This window comes from Neobacillus nitrireducens (assembly GCF_030915405.1).
Classification (GTDB): Bacteria; Bacillota; Bacilli; order Bacillales; family Cytobacillaceae; genus Neobacillus.
Genome location: NZ_CP133262.1, coordinates 4,755,574 through 4,777,291, shown reverse-complemented (window position 1 = coordinate 4,777,291; position 21,718 = coordinate 4,755,574). Strand labels below are relative to the sequence as shown.

The 21,718-nt window shown below is 38.5% G+C and carries 28 protein-coding genes; 5 read left to right on the top strand and 23 right to left on the bottom strand.

Features of this window, described 5'->3' with window-relative positions:
• Nucleotides 1–5 precede the first annotated feature (5 nt).
• The 12 genes from spoIIAB to RCG22_RS23285 all read right to left on the bottom strand — a co-directional run bounded on the left by spoIIAB (nucleotide 6) and on the right by RCG22_RS23285 (nucleotide 10,237).
• A complete protein-coding gene (gene spoIIAB / locus RCG22_RS23340; RefSeq protein WP_066257365.1) occupies nucleotides 6–446 on the bottom strand; it encodes an anti-sigma F factor in 441 nt (146 codons plus the stop codon).
• Entirely contained in the window at nucleotides 447–797 is a 351-nt protein-coding gene (spoIIAA, locus tag RCG22_RS23335) for an anti-sigma F factor antagonist (RefSeq protein ID WP_098261695.1), read from the bottom strand.
• Between the two features lie 210 nt (nucleotides 798–1,007).
• Nucleotides 1,008–2,198 carry a D-alanyl-D-alanine carboxypeptidase family protein gene (locus RCG22_RS23330; RefSeq protein ID WP_308104906.1) on the bottom strand — a complete coding sequence of 397 codons (1,191 nt, stop codon included), beginning with the start codon at nucleotides 2,196–2,198 and terminating at the stop codon, nucleotides 1,008–1,010.
• Nucleotides 2,199–2,343: 145 nt separating this feature from the next.
• On the bottom strand, nucleotides 2,344–3,648 hold the full coding sequence (locus RCG22_RS23325) for a pyrimidine-nucleoside phosphorylase (protein WP_308107233.1): 1,305 nt from the start codon (nucleotides 3,646–3,648) through the stop codon (nucleotides 2,344–2,346).
• A 12-nt stretch (nucleotides 3,649–3,660) separates the two neighbouring features.
• Entirely contained in the window at nucleotides 3,661–4,479 is an 819-nt protein-coding gene (locus tag RCG22_RS23320; RefSeq protein WP_308104905.1) for a purine-nucleoside phosphorylase, read from the bottom strand.
• Nucleotides 4,480–4,481: 2 nt separating this feature from the next.
• Nucleotides 4,482–5,678, bottom strand: a complete 1,197-nt coding sequence (gene deoB / locus RCG22_RS23315) for a phosphopentomutase (protein WP_308104904.1) — start codon at nucleotides 5,676–5,678, stop codon at nucleotides 4,482–4,484.
• A gap of 223 nt (nucleotides 5,679–5,901) precedes the next feature.
• Entirely contained in the window at nucleotides 5,902–6,789 is an 888-nt protein-coding gene (xerD, locus tag RCG22_RS23310; RefSeq protein WP_308104902.1) for a site-specific tyrosine recombinase XerD, read from the bottom strand.
• 5 nt (nucleotides 6,790–6,794) lie between these two features.
• Nucleotides 6,795–7,019: a YqzK family protein gene (locus RCG22_RS23305; RefSeq protein ID WP_308104901.1), complete on the bottom strand. Its 225-nt coding sequence runs from the start codon at nucleotides 7,017–7,019 to the stop codon at nucleotides 6,795–6,797.
• Between the two features lie 146 nt (nucleotides 7,020–7,165).
• Complete coding sequence (gene fur, locus RCG22_RS23300) at nucleotides 7,166–7,630, bottom strand: ferric iron uptake transcriptional regulator (RefSeq protein WP_066257383.1); 465 nt, start codon at nucleotides 7,628–7,630, stop codon at nucleotides 7,166–7,168.
• Nucleotides 7,631–7,747: 117 nt separating this feature from the next.
• A complete protein-coding gene (gene spoIIM / locus RCG22_RS23295) occupies nucleotides 7,748–8,395 on the bottom strand; it encodes a stage II sporulation protein M (RefSeq protein ID WP_098261702.1) in 648 nt (215 codons plus the stop codon).
• 127 nt (nucleotides 8,396–8,522) lie between these two features.
• The gene (locus tag RCG22_RS23290) at nucleotides 8,523–9,686 is read right to left on the bottom strand and encodes an endonuclease Q family protein (RefSeq protein ID WP_098261703.1); all 1,164 of its coding nucleotides are present in this window, start codon (nucleotides 9,684–9,686) and stop codon (nucleotides 8,523–8,525) included.
• Nucleotides 9,683–10,237, bottom strand: a complete 555-nt coding sequence (locus RCG22_RS23285) for an NUDIX hydrolase (RefSeq protein WP_098261704.1) — start codon at nucleotides 10,235–10,237, stop codon at nucleotides 9,683–9,685. Before RCG22_RS23285 ends, RCG22_RS23290 begins: the two co-directional genes overlap by 4 nt.
• 69 nt (nucleotides 10,238–10,306) lie before the next feature.
• Here RCG22_RS23285 and mciZ point away from each other — a divergent pair, with 69 nt between their 5' ends.
• Both mciZ and RCG22_RS23275 read left to right on the top strand, forming a co-directional pair.
• Entirely contained in the window at nucleotides 10,307–10,438 is a 132-nt protein-coding gene (mciZ, locus tag RCG22_RS23280; protein ID WP_098261705.1) for a Z-ring formation inhibitor MciZ, read from the top strand.
• Nucleotides 10,439–10,500: 62 nt separating this feature from the next.
• Nucleotides 10,501–11,412 carry an aldo/keto reductase gene (locus RCG22_RS23275; RefSeq protein ID WP_308104900.1) on the top strand — a complete coding sequence of 304 codons (912 nt, stop codon included), beginning with the start codon at nucleotides 10,501–10,503 and terminating at the stop codon, nucleotides 11,410–11,412.
• A 37-nt stretch (nucleotides 11,413–11,449) separates the two neighbouring features.
• On the opposite strand, the gene RCG22_RS23270 is transcribed toward RCG22_RS23275, so the two are convergent.
• From RCG22_RS23270 to RCG22_RS23260, 3 genes are all read right to left on the bottom strand, one after another.
• Entirely contained in the window at nucleotides 11,450–11,704 is a 255-nt protein-coding gene (locus RCG22_RS23270; RefSeq protein WP_308104899.1) for a YqkE family protein, read from the bottom strand.
• Nucleotides 11,705–11,819: 115 nt separating this feature from the next.
• Nucleotides 11,820–12,491 (bottom strand): 3-oxoacid CoA-transferase subunit B, encoded by a 672-nt coding sequence (locus RCG22_RS23265; RefSeq protein WP_308104898.1) that lies wholly within the window; start codon nucleotides 12,489–12,491, stop codon nucleotides 11,820–11,822.
• A gap of 24 nt (nucleotides 12,492–12,515) precedes the next feature.
• Nucleotides 12,516–13,205, bottom strand: coding sequence for a CoA transferase subunit A (locus tag RCG22_RS23260; RefSeq protein WP_308104897.1), 690 nt, complete (start codon nucleotides 13,203–13,205; stop codon nucleotides 12,516–12,518).
• A 235-nt stretch (nucleotides 13,206–13,440) separates the two neighbouring features.
• Here RCG22_RS23260 and RCG22_RS23255 point away from each other — a divergent pair, with 235 nt between their 5' ends.
• Both RCG22_RS23255 and RCG22_RS23250 read left to right on the top strand, forming a co-directional pair.
• Nucleotides 13,441–13,581, top strand: a complete 141-nt coding sequence (locus RCG22_RS23255; RefSeq protein ID WP_176525532.1) for a hypothetical protein — start codon at nucleotides 13,441–13,443, stop codon at nucleotides 13,579–13,581.
• A 131-nt stretch (nucleotides 13,582–13,712) separates the two neighbouring features.
• Complete coding sequence (locus RCG22_RS23250) at nucleotides 13,713–14,633, top strand: alpha/beta hydrolase (protein ID WP_308107232.1); 921 nt, start codon at nucleotides 13,713–13,715, stop codon at nucleotides 14,631–14,633.
• A gap of 21 nt (nucleotides 14,634–14,654) precedes the next feature.
• On the opposite strand, the gene RCG22_RS23245 is transcribed toward RCG22_RS23250, so the two are convergent.
• From RCG22_RS23245 to RCG22_RS23235, 3 genes are all read right to left on the bottom strand, one after another.
• Nucleotides 14,655–14,987 (bottom strand): iron-sulfur cluster biosynthesis family protein, encoded by a 333-nt coding sequence (locus RCG22_RS23245; RefSeq protein WP_098261710.1) that lies wholly within the window; start codon nucleotides 14,985–14,987, stop codon nucleotides 14,655–14,657.
• Nucleotides 14,988–15,067: 80 nt separating this feature from the next.
• Nucleotides 15,068–15,403 (bottom strand): YolD-like family protein, encoded by a 336-nt coding sequence (locus RCG22_RS23240; protein WP_308104896.1) that lies wholly within the window; start codon nucleotides 15,401–15,403, stop codon nucleotides 15,068–15,070.
• Nucleotides 15,404–15,417: 14 nt separating this feature from the next.
• Nucleotides 15,418–16,677, bottom strand: a complete 1,260-nt coding sequence (locus RCG22_RS23235) for a Y-family DNA polymerase (protein WP_308104894.1) — start codon at nucleotides 16,675–16,677, stop codon at nucleotides 15,418–15,420.
• Nucleotides 16,678–16,797: 120 nt separating this feature from the next.
• Here RCG22_RS23235 and RCG22_RS23230 point away from each other — a divergent pair, with 120 nt between their 5' ends.
• On the top strand, nucleotides 16,798–17,025 hold the full coding sequence (locus RCG22_RS23230; protein WP_308104893.1) for a YqzH family protein: 228 nt from the start codon (nucleotides 16,798–16,800) through the stop codon (nucleotides 17,023–17,025).
• Between the two features lie 81 nt (nucleotides 17,026–17,106).
• Here RCG22_RS23230 and RCG22_RS23225 read toward each other — a convergent pair whose 3' ends face one another.
• The 5 genes from RCG22_RS23225 to RCG22_RS23205 all read right to left on the bottom strand — a co-directional run bounded on the left by RCG22_RS23225 (nucleotide 17,107) and on the right by RCG22_RS23205 (nucleotide 21,703).
• Nucleotides 17,107–18,534, bottom strand: a complete 1,428-nt coding sequence (locus RCG22_RS23225; protein WP_308104892.1) for an ATP-binding protein — start codon at nucleotides 18,532–18,534, stop codon at nucleotides 17,107–17,109.
• Between the two features lie 14 nt (nucleotides 18,535–18,548).
• A complete protein-coding gene (locus RCG22_RS23220; RefSeq protein WP_308104891.1) occupies nucleotides 18,549–19,745 on the bottom strand; it encodes a beta-ketoacyl-[acyl-carrier-protein] synthase family protein in 1,197 nt (398 codons plus the stop codon).
• A gap of 119 nt (nucleotides 19,746–19,864) precedes the next feature.
• Nucleotides 19,865–20,038, bottom strand: a complete 174-nt coding sequence (locus RCG22_RS23215) for an aspartyl-phosphate phosphatase Spo0E family protein (RefSeq protein WP_308104890.1) — start codon at nucleotides 20,036–20,038, stop codon at nucleotides 19,865–19,867.
• Between the two features lie 562 nt (nucleotides 20,039–20,600).
• On the bottom strand, nucleotides 20,601–20,843 hold the full coding sequence (locus tag RCG22_RS23210; RefSeq protein WP_308104889.1) for a hypothetical protein: 243 nt from the start codon (nucleotides 20,841–20,843) through the stop codon (nucleotides 20,601–20,603).
• Nucleotides 20,844–20,905: 62 nt separating this feature from the next.
• Nucleotides 20,906–21,703: an SDR family NAD(P)-dependent oxidoreductase gene (locus RCG22_RS23205; protein WP_308104888.1), complete on the bottom strand. Its 798-nt coding sequence runs from the start codon at nucleotides 21,701–21,703 to the stop codon at nucleotides 20,906–20,908.
• Nucleotides 21,704–21,718 lie beyond the last annotated feature (15 nt).

Below are 21,718 nucleotides of genomic sequence, written 5' to 3'. Positions count from 1 at the left end.
TCTCCTTAATTGCAAAGCATTTTGCGGTTTTGTAAATGCTTTCGTAATCTAACCTCGGTTCCTCGACCTGGCTGTGAATGAACCTCTACCTCATCCATGAAATTCTCCATGATAGTAAAACCCATACCGGAACGCTCTAGGTCCGGTTTTGTTGTAAATAAAGGCTGACGAGCTTCTTCCACATCTACAATTCCAATTCCAACATCTTTAATTGTCAGATCAATTAGACTATCTTCAATAATTAATTGAATATAGACAATTCCATTGGGATCATTTTCATAACCATGAATAATCGCGTTAGTCACGGCTTCTGAAACGACAGTTTTTATTTCGGTCAGCTCATCCATATTAGGGTCTAGTTGTGCAATAAACGCTGCAACAGTTACACGGGCAAAGGACTCATTTTGACTTAACGCACTGAATTGAAGATTCATTTCATTCTTCACTCAGGCCACCCCCAATCTTTGCAATGCAAATTCTTCTGTCGGTTCCATTTTGATGATTTTAAATAAACCGGACATATCGAATAATCTTTGTATTGCAGGGGAAATTGCACAAACGACCATTTCACCATGCACCTGTTTAATTTGTTTGTATCTGCCTAATATAACTCCTAAGCCTGAACTGTCCATAAACGCAAGATGTTCCAGATTTAAGACAATATGACGAATATCATTTTTTTCAATAACGGTTATCGCTTTTTCGCGAAGTTCATCCGCGGTGTGATGATCTAACTCACCGCTTAAACGAATACATAGAACGTCATGTTTTGTTTCCATATTAATATTAAGACTCACTATCCACGTCCTCCTTAATCTGGGTATAGTGAGTCAATTCTCTTTACGGGTGGTAATATCCTTCTCCAATTACAAAACTAGTCGTAATTCGCTAAAAGAAGTGACATATCTAGTAGTTTCGACACAGGTAAAGATAATAAATTACCTACTTTGAACTTCGATAACTGTCTAGCTCCAGCCCCCAACGGCTAGTGGACTTCGCTCTTCTATTTATTTTCCGGCCTTTGTAAACATCCCGAATGAACGCTTATAAAGGGTCCACCAGCCTGCTTCCTTTACATTTTTATTTGCTAATATAGGACTTTCCAGAAAAACTTCTCCACCCTTAATCAACTTGATGGTACCTATCTTATCTCCTTTTTTAATGGGAGCTTTAAGATTTTTTTTGATCGTTACCTTTCGTTTTACATCCTCGGATTTTTCGCCTTTTTTTGTCAGTAAGGAAATTGGCTCACTAGTTACAGCTTCCACAGACTTTTCCTGTCCTTTGCTTATTCTCACCTTCGCAATGGTCTGGTTTCGTTTATACATTGGATGTGTTTGATATTGATTAAAGGCATAATTGAGCATTTTTGTTACTTGTGCATTTCTTTCCTTTGATGTAGGCGCACCAAATACAACTGCAATTACCCGCATGCCATTCTTTTGAGCTGTCGCTGTTAAGCAATACTTTGCTTCTGTAGTGAAGCCTGTTTTAAGTCCGTCCACCCCAGGGTAAAAGCGCACTAACTTATTGGTATTAACAAGCCAGAACTTTTTGTCTGTATTTTCACGAAGGTATGCTTCATACAAACCAGTGAATTTCGTAATGTCTTCATATTTTAATAGTTCTTTCGCCATAATAGCCATATCACCTGCTGTGCTAAAATGACCGCTGACCGGAAGTCCTGTCGTATTTTTAAAAAATGTATGTTTTAATCCAAGTTCTTTGACCTTATCATTCATCATGTCTACAAAAGCTTCTTCTGAGCCTGCAATTCTTTCTGCCATTGCAACAGAAGCATCATTTCCAGAACCAATTGCAATTCCTCTTAACATTTCCTTGGTTGTCATTTCTTCGCCAGCTTCAAGGAAAATTTGTGAACCGCCCATCGAGGCAGCATACTCACTTGCGCGGACTTTTTCATTCCAAGTAAGCTTACCCTGATCAATTGCCTCCATAATTAAAAGCATCGTCATTATTTTGGTCATACTTGCAGGGGGGAGTTCTTCATTACTGTTTTTCTCATAGAGTACTTTCCCCGTATCACGTTCAATTAAAATAGCGGATTTTACATTGTTGACGATATCAGCATTCTTCTGTTCGTCAGCATTCTTTTTTTCTTCAGCCGCAAAAGCAGATGGACCCCATAAACTTGTAAGTAAAAAAATTGTCACTATCAAAGAGACAAATCGTTTCATTCGCATAACCCTCCATTCTTTATAGCATCCATTTTTTCCAAAATTAATAACTTTATACAATAATTACCTTCCAAAGAAAATAAAAATAGGGTGTCAGGCACCATGGGAAAAATTCACATGGTGCCTGACACCCTTTTTAATAATATCATTCAGTTATTTCTTCATGAACGAGTATCGGTGCGTCTATTTTTGTTGGTGAAATTTTAATATTATGATAAAGCTTTGTTTTTACTTCTTCTACATTTTCGAAATTGCTGTAAATCGTTACTAACGATTCACCTTTTTTAACTTGGTCACCGATTTTCTTTCTTAAGACAAGTCCCACTGCTAAATCAATAATAGACTCCTTCGTTGCTCTTCCAGCCCCAAGAATCATCGCGGCTGTGCCAACTTCATCTGCAACAATTTCGGATACATAGCCATCTTCTTTAGCTTCAAGTTCAAAGGTATATTTTGCTTGAGGCATTTTTGAAGGGTCATCAACAATGGATGCATCTCCGCCTTGCGAGCTTAAAAATACTTTAAATTTTTCAAGTGCTGAACCGTCCTTAATGACACCTTCTAACAGGGTGCGTGCTTCTGCTAATGAGCCCGCCTTTTCTGCTAGGTAAACCATATGACTGCCAAGGGTTAAACAAAGTTCTGTTAAGTCTTCAGGACCTTCCCCTTTTAATGTATCAATTGCTTCTTTTACTTCGAGGGCGTTACCGATTGCAAACCCCAGTGGCTGGCTCATGTCAGAAATAACCGCCATTGTTCTTCTGCCAACGTTATTTCCGATTCTCACCATAGCTTTTGCTAACTCTCGAGAATCATCAAGTGTCTTCATGAATGCTCCTGCTCCGGTTTTTACATCAAGAACGATGGCATCTGCACCAGCAGCTATTTTTTTACTCATGATAGAACCTGCGATTAATGGAATGCTATCCACAGTTGCGGTAACATCACGTAATGCATAAAGTTTCTTATCTGCAGGAGTTAAATTTCCACTCTGACCAATAACAGCAATCTTATTTTTATTAACGAGTTTAATAAATTCTTCATTTTCAATTTCAACATGGAAGCCTTTTACTGCTTCTAGTTTATCAATTGTTCCTCCGGTGTGACCCAATCCGCGTCCGGACATTTTTGCTACGGGTACCCCAAGTGCAGCAACAAGTGGCCCAAGGACAAGTGTAGTTGTATCACCTACACCGCCAGTAGAATGTTTATCCACTTTAATGCCTTCAATTTGTGATAAATCAATTTGATCGCCTGAATTGACCATCGCCATTGTCAAATCGGCTCTTTCCTGTTCAGTCATCCCTTTAAAAAAGATTGCCATCGTTAGGGCGCTAACTTGATAATCTGGAATCGACCCATCGGTATATCCATTAATAATAAAATTAATTTCTTCGGTGGATAGTTCCTGCCCATCTCTTTTTTTCTCAATCAAGTCAACCATTCTCATCATAATCACCCTTTACGAAATTGTTTTTACGATTTCTTTTATATATTGAAGAAAGTCAGCTTTCACTCTTTCGGTTGTTTCAATAACTTCATCATGGGTAAGGGGTTGGTCAAGAATACCTGCTGCCATGTTCGAAATACAAGAAATACCAAGGACCTTCATCCCACTGTGCCGGGCAACGATTACTTCTGGAACAGTCGACATTCCGACTGCATCTCCGCCCAAAGTGCGTACCATTCGTATTTCCGCAGGCGTTTCATAAACAGGTCCAGGGTTTCCGAAATAGATACCCTCTTTGACACTGATATTTAAGCGATCGGCAATTTCTTTTGCAACAGCACGTAATTCTTTCGTATATGCCTCTGACATATCTGGAAAGCGGACACCTAAATTGGAATCATTCGGTCCGATTAATGGATTGGTGCCCATATTATTAATGTGATCAGATATTATCATTAAATCTCCCGCAGAAAAGCTTTCATTTACGCCGCCAGCTGCATTCGTAACGATTAAAATGTCAACACCTAGTTCCTTCATGACTCGAACTGGAAAGGTTACTTTTTCCATACTATACCCTTCATAGAAATGGAAACGTCCCTGCATGGCAATAACCTCTACCCCGCTTAATAATCCAAATACTAATTGTCCTGCATGACCTTCAACCGTAGAAACTGGGAAGTCAGGTATTTCATTGTATGGAATCTTAACAGGATTCTCAATTTCATCCGCTAGTACACCAAGTCCAGATCCTAAAATAAGTCCAATCTTGGGAGTAGTTGCATATTTTTGTTTTAAGAATCCTGCTGCATTTTGAATTTTTTCAGTATTCATTTTTATACCCCTTTTGAATTTAATTCGTTTAAAAAACTTTTTCCAAAGTTCGGCAGTTTCACATTGAAATTTTCAGCAACAGTTGCCCCAAGGTCAGCAAAGGTCTCTCTAATTGGGAGCTCTTTCCCTTCACCCATGCTCTTTGAATAAACAAGTAATGGTACATATTCCCGTGTATGGTCCGTACCTGGTGCAATAGGGTCATTCCCATGGTCTGCTGTAATTATTAATAGGTCGTCTTCTTTCATTTTTGCAAACACTTCCGGAAGGCGTGCATCATATTCTTCGAGTGCTTTTCCATAGCCTTCAGGGTCACGGCGATGGCCGTATAAGGCATCAAAATCAACTAGATTTACAAAACTAATGCCGGTAAAATCCATATCCAATGTTTCTACTAACTTATCCATACCATCCATATTAGAAACGGTTCTAAGTGATTGAGTAACGCCTTCTCCATCATAAATATCAGATATTTTCCCGATCGCAATTACGTCAAGCCCAGCATCTTTTAATTCACTCATTACGGTACGGTCGAATGGTTTTAATGCATAGTCGTGACGGTTAGAAGTCCGCTTGAAATTTCCTGGTTCTCCCAAGAAAGGTCTCGCAATCACACGGCCCACCATGTACTTCTCATCCAGCGTCAATTCACGTGCAATCTTGCAGATTTTATACTGCTCCTCAATAGGAATAATTTCTTCATGGGCAGCAATCTGAAGGACCGAATCTGCAGAAGTATAGACAATCAATGCCCCGGTCTTCATATGCTCTTCGCCTAACTCCACAAGGATTTCCGTACCGCTTGCTGGTTTATTGCCGATAATTTTACGGCCCGTACGTTTTTCTAATTCAGAAAGAAGTTCATCCGGGAAACCTTTGGGAAACACTTGGAATGGGGTTTGAATATTCAAACCCATGATTTCCCAGTGACCTGTCATGGTATCCTTTCCGTTGGAAGCCTCCATCATTTTTGTAAAATATGCTAATGGTTTCCCTGCTTTATCTATACCTTTTATTTCACGGATATTGCTTAAGCCCAACTTGCCCATATTCGGCATGTTAAGACCGTTCATTCGCTCCGCAATATGTCCAAAAGTATCCGCACCTTTATCACCAAACTTTTCAGCATCCGGCGCTTCCCCTATGCCTACCGAGTCCATTACGATTATAAAAATACGTTTATATATATTTGCAGCCATTTAACTCTTCCTCCTTTATCCATAGAAAACGTTTGCAAATAACAAAATTACACATAAATATGTTGCCCTCATTATATTTGTTTATGAAATTTAATATAATTCTATTCGTCAGAAGTCTGACATCTATATTGTACTAAATGTTTCAGAAATTACAAGAAAAAAGCCGCCAATATTTAGGCAGCTTTTTGACAATTATATTTTTAGATACGAAACTCACATTCTATTAAGCTCTGGGGTGGAATTTGCTATATACGTCTTTTATCTTTGTTTTCGATACTTGTGTATAGATTTGTGTTGTTGAGATATCAGAATGACCTAACATTTCTTGGACTGCTCTTAAATCAGCACCATTCTCTAACAAATGCGTTGCAAATGAATGACGAAGAGTATGTGGTGTAAGATCTTTTTCTATTCCGGCTTCTTTGGCAAGTTTTTTTAATATTTTCCAAAATCCTTGGCGTGTCAACCGCTTTCCTTGATGGTTTAAAAACAAAGCATTGTCCTCTTGCTTCATGGAAATAAATCGAGGTCTTCCATAATCCAGGTACTGTTTTATAGCATCAGCTGCTGCTCGCCCGATCGGTATAATTCGTTCTTTATTTCCGTTACAACGAACAAACCCCATCGTTAACTGGACATTATCAATCTCAAGTCCTATTAATTCACTAACACGGATACCTGTAGCATAAAGCAGTTCAAGCATGGCCTTGTCTCTTATCCCAAAATGATCCTCTAGGTTGGATGTTTCCATCAGAGTTTCTACTTCTTGCAAACTCAAAACATTAGGAAGTGACCTTTCAAGTCTGGGTGTCTCAATTTGAACAGATGGGTCTTGACCTGTTACCTTGGCCCTTAATAAAAATTGATGAAATGCACGGATAGAGGCGATATGCCGTGCCAATGTTTTCGAGGATTTCCCCTGTTCTTTTAGAAATCTTAAAAAGTGTACGATATGTCCACGTTGTACATCATTTAAAGAAAGGACGGATTCAACATTTTTCAAATAATGAAGATAGCTTTTTAAATCTCGCTCATACGCCATAATTGTGTTTTGGGCTGAACCTTTTTCAATGAATAAATAATTCAAAAAAGCCTTTAATTGCTCGTCCATCGTATTTACTCCCCATTTAAATAAAACCACATCAGCCGATCTAACAAGGAAGAATCCTCATGCACTGCCGTTGAAACTTTAAGTGCAGCTCCTTCCGGTTCGTCATAGCGATGATAATTTTGATATTCTTCATTCACCAACATGATACCATAATAGAAAAGAATCGTGCATCCTGTGAATATTATAAAAACCTTTAAGGTTTTTAGTGCAGCTTTAATAAATGAAATCATCCCGCTTCCCCCAATTTCTTTCGTCTAGTAAAATGTATGCCAAAATAGACAAATTTTATACCTAGTGATTAGTATTAAAAGGGAAGTTCCGTTTCATCAACTTTACATCAAAAAAAGAAAAAGCCCTTTCAAGGAGCTTTCGTTGGTTAATCTACTTTTTCGACCTCTTTGTCTTTATCCTGGCATCGGTAACAAATCCCATGAAAAGTGAGGCGATGATCTTTTATTTTAAAATTCCATTTGCGTTCCACAACGGATTCAACATCTTCAAGTAAATCCTCTTGAATTTCATCAACAGCACCACATTCAATACAAACAAGATGATGATGAAAATGGGCGGCACCTTCCTGGCGAAGGTCATAACGGGAAACCCCGTCCCCAAAATTTATTTTATCCACGATTTTTAACTCTGTTAATAATTCAAGCGTTCGATAAACTGTTGCTAAACCAATTTCAGGCGATTTTTCTTTTACGAGGAGGTATACATCTTCCGCACTTAAATGATCCTCTTCATTTTCTAATAAAACTCGAACGGTTGCCTCACGCTGAGGTGTTAATTTATAACTTGCTGAATGCAACTGTTTCTTAATTCTTTCAATCCTAGTTTCCATCCTGAAGCCCCTCCCTCGCCACTGTTAATTCTCATTATAACAGATGACAATTGAGAATCAAAATAAAATTATTATAAACTAGAATAAACATTTTTTATAATAATTATTATATGGTATTTACTTTAAAATAGTTGAACTTATGACGGTTTTCATTAACCATGGTGAGAGATATGCCTCTATTCCTGATGCAGCAACTATAAATATTACTGCTACAAACAAGGTGAAAATGTATCCCTTAAAAAAGGGAAGTATAGGCTGTGCATATTTTTTCATAAATTGCTTTTTGATCATTCGAAGTGAGAAAATTACTGATAATGCTGCCATCATGATGAACACAGGAATAATGATCAGATTCTGAGGCAAGATCGAAACAAAGGCAAGCATAAAGCCCTGCCAGCCCATTTGACTGACTAGAAAACCAACGGTAAACCCAACTACCATTCCTTTAATAAATAATAGAATAAGTATAACGGGAAGACCGATGATCGAAATCCCTAGTATCCACATAAGACCAATAAACTTACTATTATGGAAAAAGCTTTGTAAGAATAAATCATTGTCTTCGCCTTCCCTGCCGCTCGACACTTGGCCAAAAAATTGTGATAGATAATAGAATAAATCTTCCTTCTGAGTAATGCTCATACTGTTTACGACAATTGCTCCAAAAATTACTCCCATTAAAAATAAAACGACAATAAACAAAAAAATTGAGGAATGCTCACGGAAATAACTAGCGGCATCGGACTGGTACAATCGTTTTTTCATTTGCGTATCCCCCTACTCTTCTCAGTTCAGTTAATACATTGTATGCCAGTCTAGTAATTCTATGCTCAAAATTTAATAGATTACATAATAAATCCCGATAGCTATAAGCTACCGGGATTCAATTTTTTTAATCAGAAATTTTTCCGTATTTCCCACCGCCGCCGGCTGCTAGATTTACTTTACCCTCCCTGGCTTTCAGGATAAGGTCAGCGATTCTTTCCGGGACAACCTCTTTCAACCCTTCATATGGTACATCGTGCAAAATTGCCATTTCACTGCCAAAGTGATCCACCAATTTCTCAAGTAAGCGAGGCCCTAAACCAGGGATAAACTCAAGTGGGACTTGGTGGATATAGGGCGGACGCTCTTTAGGGCCTTGTTCGTCCGTTTTCAGTTCAAGGATTCTGTCAGCTACACCTTTGATAATTTTCTTATTTCCGCAATGCGTACATATTTGATCCTCATCAGCGGCAGGATGATGACACTGGGCACAAACTGTTTTATGATATTTACCAAGCAATGGATCAAGACCATAATTTGCGATAATTTTTCGTCCATCCTCATTCTTTAAGGCTTTCTGCAATTCTAGAAATGTTGGTTCCTTCATCGCAATGACCTGATATTCACGCGCAATTTTCGCAAGAGAATGGGCATCAGAATTTGTTACAAACGTATAATCATGTAATTCCTTTATTTGATCTGCCATATTCGTATCGGAGCTTAAACCAAGTTCAATCGCATCAATCAATTCCGGGTCTAATACCTCTGTTAGTGATTGATTGACTCCTTTTCCATATAAACTTTTAAAGGGCGTGAATACATGGGCAGGAATGAAGATTCCACCTAACTCTTTGACCTTCTTTTGCAAAGTAAGACCCGTCACATATATTCTTTGTGAGCTTAATTGAATATTTTTCAAGTGACCGGACAGCCAGGAGGAAAATTCCCTCATCACAGAAAGGTTTGGAAAAAACATAAGTAGATGGATAGGACCATTGCATTGCTCATCATAAATCTCTAACTCTGAACCGGGAATAACCGTTAAATCTCCAAACACTAAGCCCCCATCCGGATGTTCCACCAGATCCCCACTTTGAACCAAACTCTCCATTTCAAGGATGACTTCAGGCGAATGGCTATCGATGATCCCAACCATATTAAGTCCCTTTTCATGTCGTGCATGTTCAATGATATTCGTAAAGGTTAGTGACTTGGCACCAGTAATTTTTACAGGCTTCCCTGTCCATGTCCGTCCAATGTGTATATGTAAATCTACATAGTAGCGATTCATTTATTTTTCAACGCCTCTTGTAATTGTAAATACTGAACTGCAAATATCGTCTTAGCATCATATATTCTTTGTTCTTTTACATATTGGATAGCTTCTTCAAGGGTCAATTCCTTAAGAATGACAAACTCATCCTCATCAAGTGCGGCTGCATTTTCTTTTTTTGTAAGTCCTGTCGCAACATAGACATGAACAATTTCATCAGCAAATCCCGGTGATGTGTAGAAGGAAGTGAGCCATTCAAGGCTCTCGCACTCATAACCTGTCTCTTCCTCTAGTTCACGGCGGGCACAAAGTGCAGGTTCTTCGCCTTTTTCCAGCTTTCCTGCGGGAATTTCAACAATGGTCCGTTCTAGTGCCTTCCGATATTGCTCGACCATTACGACTTTTTTATCATCAGTAATGGCTAAAATAGCAACAGCCCCGGGATGTTTTACAATCTCCCGTTGCGATTGTTTCCCGTTCGGAAGCTCAACTTCCTGTAAATGAAGACTAATGACTTTTCCTGAGAAAATTTCTTCACTATGAAGCGTTTTTTCTTCGAGATTGCTCATATGGTCACTCCTGTTCTATTCCTATAATCTGCTCATACATTTTACCATACTTTATTTGGAGGGGTATGGATGAAGGTGTACGTTCATGAGAAAGGAATCATTCTTGTTGGGAAAGGCTGGGAAGTACTACAGAAACTAAAAGAATACAACAAAGATCATCTCACCGTTTCCGAATGGGTTAATAAGGTAAACTCAAAATAATAGCTTTCGATTGTAGTCTGTCCTTATCTTTATTAATATTGTAAAAAAGGACGGGTGATATTATGAAAAAAAGAAAACTTGGAAATTCAGATTTGTTTGTAACGGAATTAGGGCTTGGTTGTATGTCCATTGGTACCGAGGAGAAAACAGCCAGAAAAATAATTGAAGCCGCCCTTGAGGAAGGGATCAATTATTTTGATACGTCTGATTTATATGATTTTGGTGAAAATGAAAAAATAGTTGGGACAGCATTGAAGGAAGTCCGTGAACACATCATTATTGCAACCAAAGTTGGAAACCGCTGGAGTCAAGATAAAAAGGGATGGTCATGGGACCCTTCGAAGTCCTATATAAAAGAAGAAGTTAAACAGAGTCTTAACAGACTGGGTACCGACTATATCGATCTTTATCAGCTGCACGGCGGGACAATCAATGATCCTATTGAAGAAACGATTGAAGCGTTCGAAGAATTAAAAGCGGAAGGTTATATTCGCTATTATGGCATTTCATCGATTCGCCCGAATGTAATTAGGGAATATGTTAAAAAGTCTAGTATCGTATCAGTAATGATGCAATACAGTATCTTAGACCGCCGCCCTGAGGAAGAAGCATTACCATTTCTAGAGGAACATGGGGTAAGCGTTGTGACCCGAGGCCCTCTCGCAAAAGGTCTTTTAAGTGAAAAAATGCTTGAGAAGGTATCTGAAAGAGGCTTTCAAGATTACAGCTTCAACGAGTTAAATGAGGCCTTGCCATTACTGAAGGAAAAATTAGCATCCTCACGTCCCTTTACTGAAATAGCCCTTCAGTATAATCTAGTAAATCCTGCCGTTGCCTCTGTTGTTGCTGGTGCAAGTAGTCCTGAACAAATTCGGAGTAATGCGAAGGCTGTCAGAAGTCAACCGCTGTCTGAGAAAGAAGTTTCAGTAATTAGAGAGTTAACGAAGGCTGGCATTTATAAAGAACATCGTTAAAAGGAGAGCGTTCGTACGCCCTCCTTTTTATATTGTTTTATTTAAATTCCTTCCAGTTCATGCCGCTCTCATTTAATAGTTCTGCAAATGATTTGTTTTTTTCTTTTAGTCTTCGCTCTTCCCGCTTTATCTTTTCTTCTTCTTCTTTTTTTCTTTCTTCTGCTGCTTTCAGCTGCTCCTGTTGTTCTTTTAATTGTTTGAATAAATTTGGATTAATCATATCGCCAAGCGTGACCGCTGCTTCATCTTTTTTGGGTTTCGATTGATTTTTTTGTTTAGATTGCCTTTTCATTCAAAACACCTCCATCATCAAAATTTCACTTATATTATACCATGTCACCAAGCATCGCCCATATAAAAAAGCAGGCTATGCTTAATCATAGTCAGCCTGCTCTTACTCGTTTTATTTAATAAGCGTCAAGTACTACATTTTCGTCGTCCACAGACAATGTGGCTTCGGTTGAATTGACAACGTCCTCAACCGTATACCTTTTCGCAACTTCCACAAGCCTTAGCCCTGATTCCGTTACATCCATGACTGCGCGCTCAGTGATAATCCGATTGACTACCCCTTTGCCTGTTAGAGGAAGCGTGCACTGTTTCAATATTTTGGACTCGCCTTTTTTATTGACATGTTCCATGATGACAATTATTTTTTGGGCTCCATGGACAAGATCCATCGCGCCACCCATACCTTTAATCATCTTTCCAGGGATCATCCAATTCGCTAAATCACCTGTTTCGGATACTTCCATTCCACCTAGGATGGCCAAATTGACATGTCCACCGCGAATCATCGCAAACGATTCCGCGCTATCGAAATAGGCTGCACCACTAATTGCCGTAACGGTTTCTTTACCTGCATTGATTAAATCTGGGTCCACCTCATCCGCACCAGGATATGGGCCGATGCCAAGGAGACCGTTTTCAGATTGCAAGACAACCTGTTTATTTGCTGACATATAATTGGCTACGAGAGTTGGCATACCTATGCCTAAATTTACATAAAATCCGTTTTCTATTTCCTTCTCAGCCCTTATCGCAATTCTCTCTCTAACGGAGACAATTTCATTCACCATTGCGCTCTCTCCCTTCTCCCAACACTATTTTCTGACTGTTAATCTCTCAATTCGTTTTTCCTGTGTTCCTTCGATCATTGTTTGTACATAGATACTAGGGGTATGAATAAAATTAGCATCTAATTCGCCAATCTCACAAAGTGTCTCCACTTCAGCAATCGTTACTTTCCCAGCAGCTGCAATCATCGGGTTGAAGTTTCGTGCTGTTTTGTGGTAAACGAGATTCCCCATTTTGTCGCCTTTCCACGCCCTAACCAAACTAAAGTCGGCAGTTAGCGCCTCTTCTAGGAGGTATTCTCTCCCATTAAAAATTTTCGTTTCCTTCCCCTCAGCAATCGGCGTTCCTACCCCTGCAGGTGTATAAAACGCTGGAATTCCCGCGCCGCCAGCCCTAATTTTTTCTGCCAGCGTACCTTGAGGCGTCAATTCTACTTCGAGCTCACCAGTTAAAACCTGTCTTTCAAACTCTTTATTTTCACCGACATAGGAGCCAATCATTTTTTTGATTTGTTTATTATTTAATAGCAGTCCTAAACCCCACTCATCAATTCCGCAGTTATTCGAAATAACCGTTAAATCCTTCACGCCTTTTTCAGCGAGTGCAAGAATCAGGTTTTCCGGAATGCCGCACAATCCAAATCCACCAACCATTAAAGTTGCTCCATCCTGTATGTCGGCAACTGCATCCTGAAAGGAAGTACAAATTTTCTTCATCCTGCTTACCCTCCTTCATCTCTTTTTCCTTTACTATTTCTAGTAATCACGCAGAAAATCCTCTTGCTTTGCCAAAATTCCTATTATTCTTGGTTTTTGAAAAATTAACGCTACTACACTGAAAGTATGATTGTCGCAGCTGGTAAATGAATGCTAAATTTACTTTCTGTGAATAATCAGTTCTCTTCTAATGCATCTTATTATTTGAGACTAGCTTGAAAGGAGACTAATTATTTTGAGCCAAAAACGTGATAAAGGTTCCAGTCAAAAGGGAAAAAACTATGCAGACACAGCAGATGGAGGTCAGCGGGTTATTGCCGCTGAAGAAGTCGAAAAAGCAATTCACCCTACGAAACGACAAAACGCCCAGCAGTAAATTTCTCAAAACTCGGAAACCGCTCATTGGTGTCAGCGGTTTTCTTTGTGTTACAATTAAAACTGTTAATTTATAGGCGCTTGGTACTTATTTTACATATGTTATATTAAATTTTACGGGAGGTGCCAATGGTGAGGAAGACATTTCGAACTTTGTTTGTTTTGTTGTTTTTCTGGTTATCTCTTGGTTTGTATTTTACAAACCGTCTTATGTATATGAAAAAGAAGGATGAGGAATTAATTTTAAGGCGTGAAAAAGAAGCCGGCCGGTATAATCCCGATGAATTTGATTCTCTCCCAAAACGGGAGGTTGATATTTCTTCACCTTTTGGATACACGATTAAAGCCCATCTCGTAGAACCGCACCAGACCAACCGCTATATTATTATTTCTCATGGAGTAACCGAAACGAAAATTAATTCAATTAAATATGCGAATATGTTTTTAGCGCGCGGGTTTAATACGTTAATTTATGACCATCGTCGTCACGGGGAATCTGGCGGTAAAACAACTAGTTTTGGTCATTATGAAAAATTTGATTTAAAGACCGTCGTTGATTGGCTCAAAAAAGAAAAAGGACCAGAGCTCGAACTTGGGATTCATGGCGAATCGATGGGTGCCGCTACCATGCTGTTATATGCTGGACTCCTGGAGGATGGGGCAGATTTTTATATTGCCGATTGCCCGTTTTCAGATTTTAAGGAGCAGCTTGCTTATTTGATTAAAAAAGACTTCAAGCTTATCCCTGGTCTTTTGCTACCGCTTGGGGATGCCCTTTTACGCCTTCGGGACAAATATTCGATCCGAAATGTTTCTCCGATTTCGGTCATTGAAAATATCAAACATCCGATTTTGTTTATTCACAGCCAAAAAGATGATTTTATTCTCCCTACCATGACAAAGGATTTATTTGAGCATAAAAAGGGGCCTAAAATGCTCTTTTTAGCAACGAACGGCCGCCATGCCCAGTCCTTTAATGAAAACCGTGCCGATTATGAACGAGTGATTGATGAATTTTTACAAAAATATGTTGATCATCCATTGCCAAGCTAAAAACAGACTATCCGTCATGGATCAGTCTGTTTTTTCTTTAATGATTAAACTCATATGGCCATTTAAGATTTGCTGCGGACTCTTTAGTTGAAAGCAATTGGATGCTTGCGAAAAATCAATTTTCATTTGCTCATCGAAAAAGACCATTTTTGATTTTTCGGCATAAACCGTCCGGTCATTTGTTTCGATTGCAATGTCATCAGTTTCTAACTCTGGTATAAACCACAAAGCCACTACCCCATTAACGGCACAGCCACAGTCGTCTGTATCGTATTTTAGCTTTAAGTAGCCGTCTCGATTATTAAGTCTTTCATTTATTTTTTCAGTTGCTGCTTCAGTTATATTAATCTCCACGTGTTTATTGCTCCCCTCTGTTTAGCATATGGTGATTGTACCATATGTTACGTGAGGTTGATTCAACTTTGCTCATAGCTTTAGGTCTCCGTCATCCGGATGTCAGCAATGGCATCTACTGGAATCCGGTGTACCTCTTTAAAGTGATCGATCACATGAAGCCTTTGCGTCAGTTCATCCCAGTAATGAATTTTACCAATCACGATTTCATAGTTCCGATTCCGGTAATGGGTAATTGTCACGTACTGGTCATACTCAATCGCTTCAGATAAGGTTTCGTTCATGAGCTCCAACTGCTGTTCATCCATTTCTCGTTTCTGTTCGTACTGATCTTCCTTCACCCAATCTCTGAGCAATTTCACATGCTCAGGAAGCATCATCGATGTCCATTTGATTCTTCCGCGGTCGCGAATCATACGGCTCTTCCCCCCTATCTTTTATGTCCTCCAACTAACGTGGCCCGGTGCTTAGCCGTTCCGGCAGCTGTATACGAAACCGCACGCAGCAAGGAACTAGAGCCAAAGCGTTTGCGCAGAGTATCGACTACATAGCCAAGCTCGCGCCTTTTATAGGCACCCATGTCGAAAAGATCAAGCTGGAGCTCGAGGTCATCAACAATATTGCTGATGGCAATCGAAATTTGCCGGACCGTCTTTCCGGTATAATGCTCATGAAATAATTCCAGACAAACACGGTAAAGCTCCATTGTCACATTGGTTGGCTGCCCGATCGTTCTTGAGCGATGAAAACCGCCGCCAAATTCATCCTGGCTGTAGCCGACCCCGAGACTGATTGTTCTCCCTGCCTTTCGATGCGTTCGTGCCCGCCTTGCCACTTCCTCACACATTTCTAAAATGACCGTCTTAATTTCCGCTTCCTCCTTATAGTCCCTTAAAAGAATTTGACTTTTTCCAAAGCTAATCTGCCCTTGGATAAGCGGTGCACCCAACTCAGAAAGATCAACCCCCCAGGCATGATGATAAAGCTGGTTCCCCATGATGCCAAATTTCTTTTCGAGCTTTTCTAAATCATAGCGAGCTAGCTGCCCGACAGTAAAAATGCCCATTCCATTTAATGTTTTTTCAACACGCCTGCCAATCCCCCACATTTCCCTGAGCGGTGACACATTCCAAAGCTTTGTTTGAACGTCTTCATATTTCCACTCAGCCACTCCTATTTTCTTAGCATCAAGATCAAGACAAAGCTTCGCCAGTAACATGTTAGGACCAATTCCAACGGCACACGGCAGTTGAAACTCCCGCTCAATATCATCCCTTATTTTTTTGGCAATCGTGTGGGCATCCCCCCACAAATGAATGGAACCATCCACTTTAATAAAGCTTTCATCGACGCTATAGACATGAATGGCTTCTTTGGGGACATAGCGGTTAAAGACACGAGAAATTTCGGTGGCGATCCGCAAATACGTGGCCATTTTCGGCTCCACAATTTGAATCCTAGGGTCTTTTGGAATCTCAAACATCCGCGAACCCGTTTTAATGCCAAATTCTTTTTTCATCCGCGGCGAAGCAGCTAGAACAATACTTCCCTGCCGCTCTTTTTGACCGACAACCGCTAAATAACACTCCATTGGATCAAGGCCTCGCATAACAGCCGAACAACTGGCATAGAAGCTCTTCATGTCGACACATAAAATTTTATTTTGCGGCAGTACGCTGTAATCCACCATGGTTTCCCTCACATTCAGAATATCGAACATTCGTTCCTTTTTATTATACTCATTATCATAAGCGAATATGCGTTCGTATTCAATGGAAATTTTTTGAGACTTTTCCTTTATCGATCCCGTATGAAAAATAGTATAATGTTGGTGAGGTGCATTTTTGTGGATAAAAAACTAGTGGTTAAGATGATAAAAAATTGTTTTAAACAGTATTATAAGGGGAATTCCACGCCTATAGGTGATAGAGATTTGGAGGAACTTGTGGAGAAGATTCTCCAAACGAAAAAAGAAGAACCAGGTACGAATTTATACGAGGTAGTGAATGATACGGTCTATGAGTATTTAGCAGAATGAAAACAAAAAACCGCACTAGTGACAGTACGGTCATATAATGGACCTAAATTTACTGGAGAAACGCTATATTTAATACTATTGTTAAAGGTGACTAAAAGAGTACTGGGGTAAAATAATTTGTAAATGAGTACCTTTTGAACTGCTATCCACGACGTTTATATCTCCTCGATGTTCAAGAATGATGTTTTTTACAAATGGTAATCCTAAACCTAATCCCTCATTTTTAGAAGTCATAAAAGGATCAAAAATACTATTCCACTGGTCCGCAGGTATTCCTTTTCCAGTATCAATAATATTAATAAAAATTCTATCCGCTTGAATATCAGTAGAAATTACGATCATTCTTATGGAACCTTCCTTCGGAAAAGCCTCTGAACTATTTTTGATTAAATTAACAAATACTTGCTTTAAATACACGTTGTTGGCATAAGTTTTTAATGTTGAATATTTTTTGTCAAAAAAAACTTCTACAGCATTTTTCCGCAAAAACTCAACTGATATTTCAATGGATTGTTCAATGATTTCATTCAAATCCACCATTTTATAATCAATGGATTTATACTTTAATAATTTTGTGTAATTATTGATTAAATCTTCCATTTGATTAGCCGCTTTTTGAATCATTACGGTCATCTTTTTATCTTCTGAAGGCAAATGTGATTCGCCTAATAATTTCGAATAGCCGGTAATAATTTGTAGAGTATTTTTCACTTCATGCACTAAACTAGCAGAAAGACTACCCGCATTATCTAGTTTCTTCTGACGTTCCATTAAGCGATTATAGTTTACAGTCAACATCGTATTCAGTTTAACAAAAGAAAAAACAATAATAACGGAAAAGAAGATGGTCCCTAGACTGCTAAATAATGCTCCTGTCCCAGGGATAAAATTTAATAAACCGAAAATAAATAGTAACAAGCTACAATAAGAAAAGGTTCCTAAAAAATTCTTTAAATAGAGGTTTTGAATTTGTCTAGAAATAATAAAAGTAAAAATAATTAGAATTAAGAAACTACTAGTATGAAAAAGGTACAATAATTGCAGCGGTCCATATTCCGGAAAATAGAAATAAAGATCTGAATTATCAATTTTAACCTCTTTCACTCCGATGATTCCGAATCTTGTCATATTTATTAGATAGACAAAAAAGCTCCATACGACTAGATAAAACAACACTTTAGGATTAAAAATAGAAAATTGAAACTTATAAAAGGATTGATTTTTAATGTTGGTGGTATGTTTATTGATTAGAACATACGCTAAATAAAATACAAGAGGAATCATAAAAGTTGGCCCAATCCTAAAAAACCTAAAAAGCCAAGTGATTAATTCTTCTGAAAATACATCTTTCAAATATAAAACGGCAATGTCTAATTGCCAAAAACTGATGGAGAGCATATAAAGAAATAAAGCAAATGCTAATTCTGAACCTTTATATAATTTTAATACGCAAATCGCTAATACGATGGGAATAATCCCAATAATAGCGATCAAAAATGCGATGATCAAAGTTTTTCACCACTCTATTGATATTTCCTTATATAGGCACAGGCATTATTCCCTCCATGACCGTGAGTAGTGACCGCTACCTCATTTATTTCTTGAAATAAGGTTGTCGTCACAATGTTCATTTCTTCGAATCCCTTTTTGTTTGTTCGAATGGTTGGAGGGATAAATCCATGATTAATACTTAATAAGGACGTAATAACTTGTAGGATTCCAGTAGCTCCATAAGGATTTCCAATCATGCTTTTAATGGACGTATAAGGAACAGAATGGTTGAATAGCTCCTCGGAGCAACGCTTTTCGATTTTATCGTTTACTTGAATTCCTACTGCCTGACTATTAATATAGTCAGGTTTTCTATTCCTTAGTACTTCTTTCAAGGCACTAACCATTTGATCGCCAGTTTCATCTAAAGAGTATAAGTAAACACCATCATTATTGGAGATCACATTCTCAATTTCACCCAAAATAGGAATAGATCTTTGTAATGCATGTTCCTCTCTTTCCAAAATGACAACCCCGGAGGCTTCCGAAATGGCAAAACCCTTACTGTTTTCACTAAAAGGAACGGCCCCCTCTTGTAACGATTGATTCAAAGCAATTGATTTTGTTTTGGCAAATCCATATGTCGCCATTTTATCAATCAAGCTATCTGTTCCACCAACTATCGCTACATCAATCATACCACATTTTAAGTATGCGATTGCGTCCTGAATGGCTTCTAAACTGGACGTACAGCCGGTAGTAATCGTTTTCGTGATACCTTTCGCTCCCAAATGATGGGCAATGGCTGAGGTGATACTATGATAATTTACATAATGAGAAAAGGTAACAGGAATTTCTCGATAATTGGAATGATGAACATTTATGATAGACTCCTGATAAATTTTTTCACCAACAGAACCTAACGAAGTGCCAAAGAAGACCCCTACTTTTTTATCTTTCAGATTAATCAATTTAGCTTGATCAATTGCCTCTTTGCCTGCCGCCATCCCCATAAGGGTAACCCTTGGAAATCGTTTAAAGCGTTTATCAGATTCACATTCATGTAAAGCTTCGTTTATTCTTCCAACAAGGGATTCCTCCCCTTTAGGTGACAGATTAGATACGATTTCTAAACAATTTACCCCATTTTCTAAATTGTATAATAATTCTTCAATATTATTTGATTTTGGACATTTGACCCCATAACCAGTTACTACTATTTTCTCCATTCAAATTACCCTTCCAATAGAAAAATTTATTAATCTGTTTATTTTTCTATTATTATACTAAAAACAGTAAAATAGTCATATGTAATTTTATTTGGAAAAATGTTCCCTAATTCATTTTTTTAATAAAATAACGGAAACGATATTTTTGCCTTTTGATAAAGAAAAATTTTCTCGTCTAATTTTTGGCTAACTTTTAATATTTCACCCATCGAATATTTATTTGTTGCTCCCCCTATTTTATATAATTCAGAACGCAAGTCCTTAATTTCCTGTTCTAGTGCTAATACATCCATTTAATAATCCTCCAAAAATGGTAGGTAGTCTTATACTATAATAACATAACAACCTAGTGTATTTACTTTTTTTAACATAATTAGAGTATGTTTGGGATGTTGTAATTAAATGAAAATACCTCTCATTGTATAGGTTTATCTGAAGTTGTTGTATTTCCGTTTCCGTCAATGTTCCCAACACTCTTTGTCTAGTTTATTTCATTTATGAAAAAAAAAGTCAAAACCGTCCTATTTTAGACGACTTTGACTCTATCAATTTAGACAAAATTCTACATAAACTGGGTGGTGACAGGCAACGGAACTAAGATGAGAGGCAGGTTAAGCACAGGGTTTGACAAATAAGCGGAGAAATTCCCCTTAATTTGAAAACAGTGCTGAAGATGGCATAAATAGACGGAGAGATTCCGCCTATTGACTCGAAAAACATAAAAATGAGGGATTTTTCTTTGCATAACCGGAAATTATCCACTTATTTCCTCCGAAAAGAGCTCCATTCTGAATTTAACCGGAAATTCTCCGCCTATTTTATATATCACTAGTAACTCAACTAAGGAGATTAAGACTACATATATTTTTGCAAGATAAATGGTATATCAAATTGAGGGTAAAATTGTAGATGTACAACAACTTCTTCCTCATCTGCTTTTGTCCAGTCTAATTTAAATCCATTCTGAAGAGCAAGAGTTCTAAAAAATCCCCTTTGGGTTCTTCCATTCCCCTCTCTAAACGTATATATCTCCGTAACATGGTCAAAAAAGGAAGCAAGACGAGATGCAAAATCTGATTTATTTTTTACATACTTCAAGAAAGATTCGTTCTTTAGCGGTTAAAACAGAAAGCCCCTGAAAAAGAGGCTTAACATATGGCTTATTTCTGATTAAACGCTCTTCGGCCAATCCGCTCAAACAGCCGTGGGAAGAGGACGTACACAACGCTTCCCATATTCATCCAGCGGGGAAGATTAATCTCCCTTGTTTTCGTCAGCATGCTGTTGACGACCTTCTCGGCAACATACTCAGGCTGGAGCATAAATCTCTGTACATTTTTAACATAGGTGCCTTTTTCATCGGCAATATTGAAAAAGTTAGTGGCAATTGGCCCAGGGTTCACCGAAGTCACTTGTACATTATAATCGGAAAGCTCCATTCGCAGTGAATTCGTGTATCCGAGCACAGCATGTTTCGAGGCTGAATAAACACTCGATTTAGGAGTGGCAATTTTCCCAGCTTGTGAAGCAATATTAATAATATGGCCGAAGCGTCTTTCGCGCATTTTTGGCAGCACCATGCTTGTGCAGGCCATAAGCCCGACAACATTGACATCAAACATTCCCTTGATTTCATCCATTGTCGCCAAATGAGCTTCCTTAAAAATTCCAAATCCGGCATTATTGACAAGAATATCAATATCTCCGATGGTATCAAAAATCTGTTGAAAAACCGCCTGTACCTGAGCTGTATCAGATACATCCAGTTGAAAGACATCCACTTTCACCTGATGCTTTTGCTGGAGATCCATTCGCAGTTGCTCGAGTTTCCCTATGCTCCGTGCTAAGAGCACAAGATGGGCACCACTTGATGCACATAGCTTGGCGATTTCCGCGCCGATTCCTCCTGATGCACCTGTAATCACGATATTCCTACCTTTTAATTGTTCCCTAACCATTTCTACACCTCATCT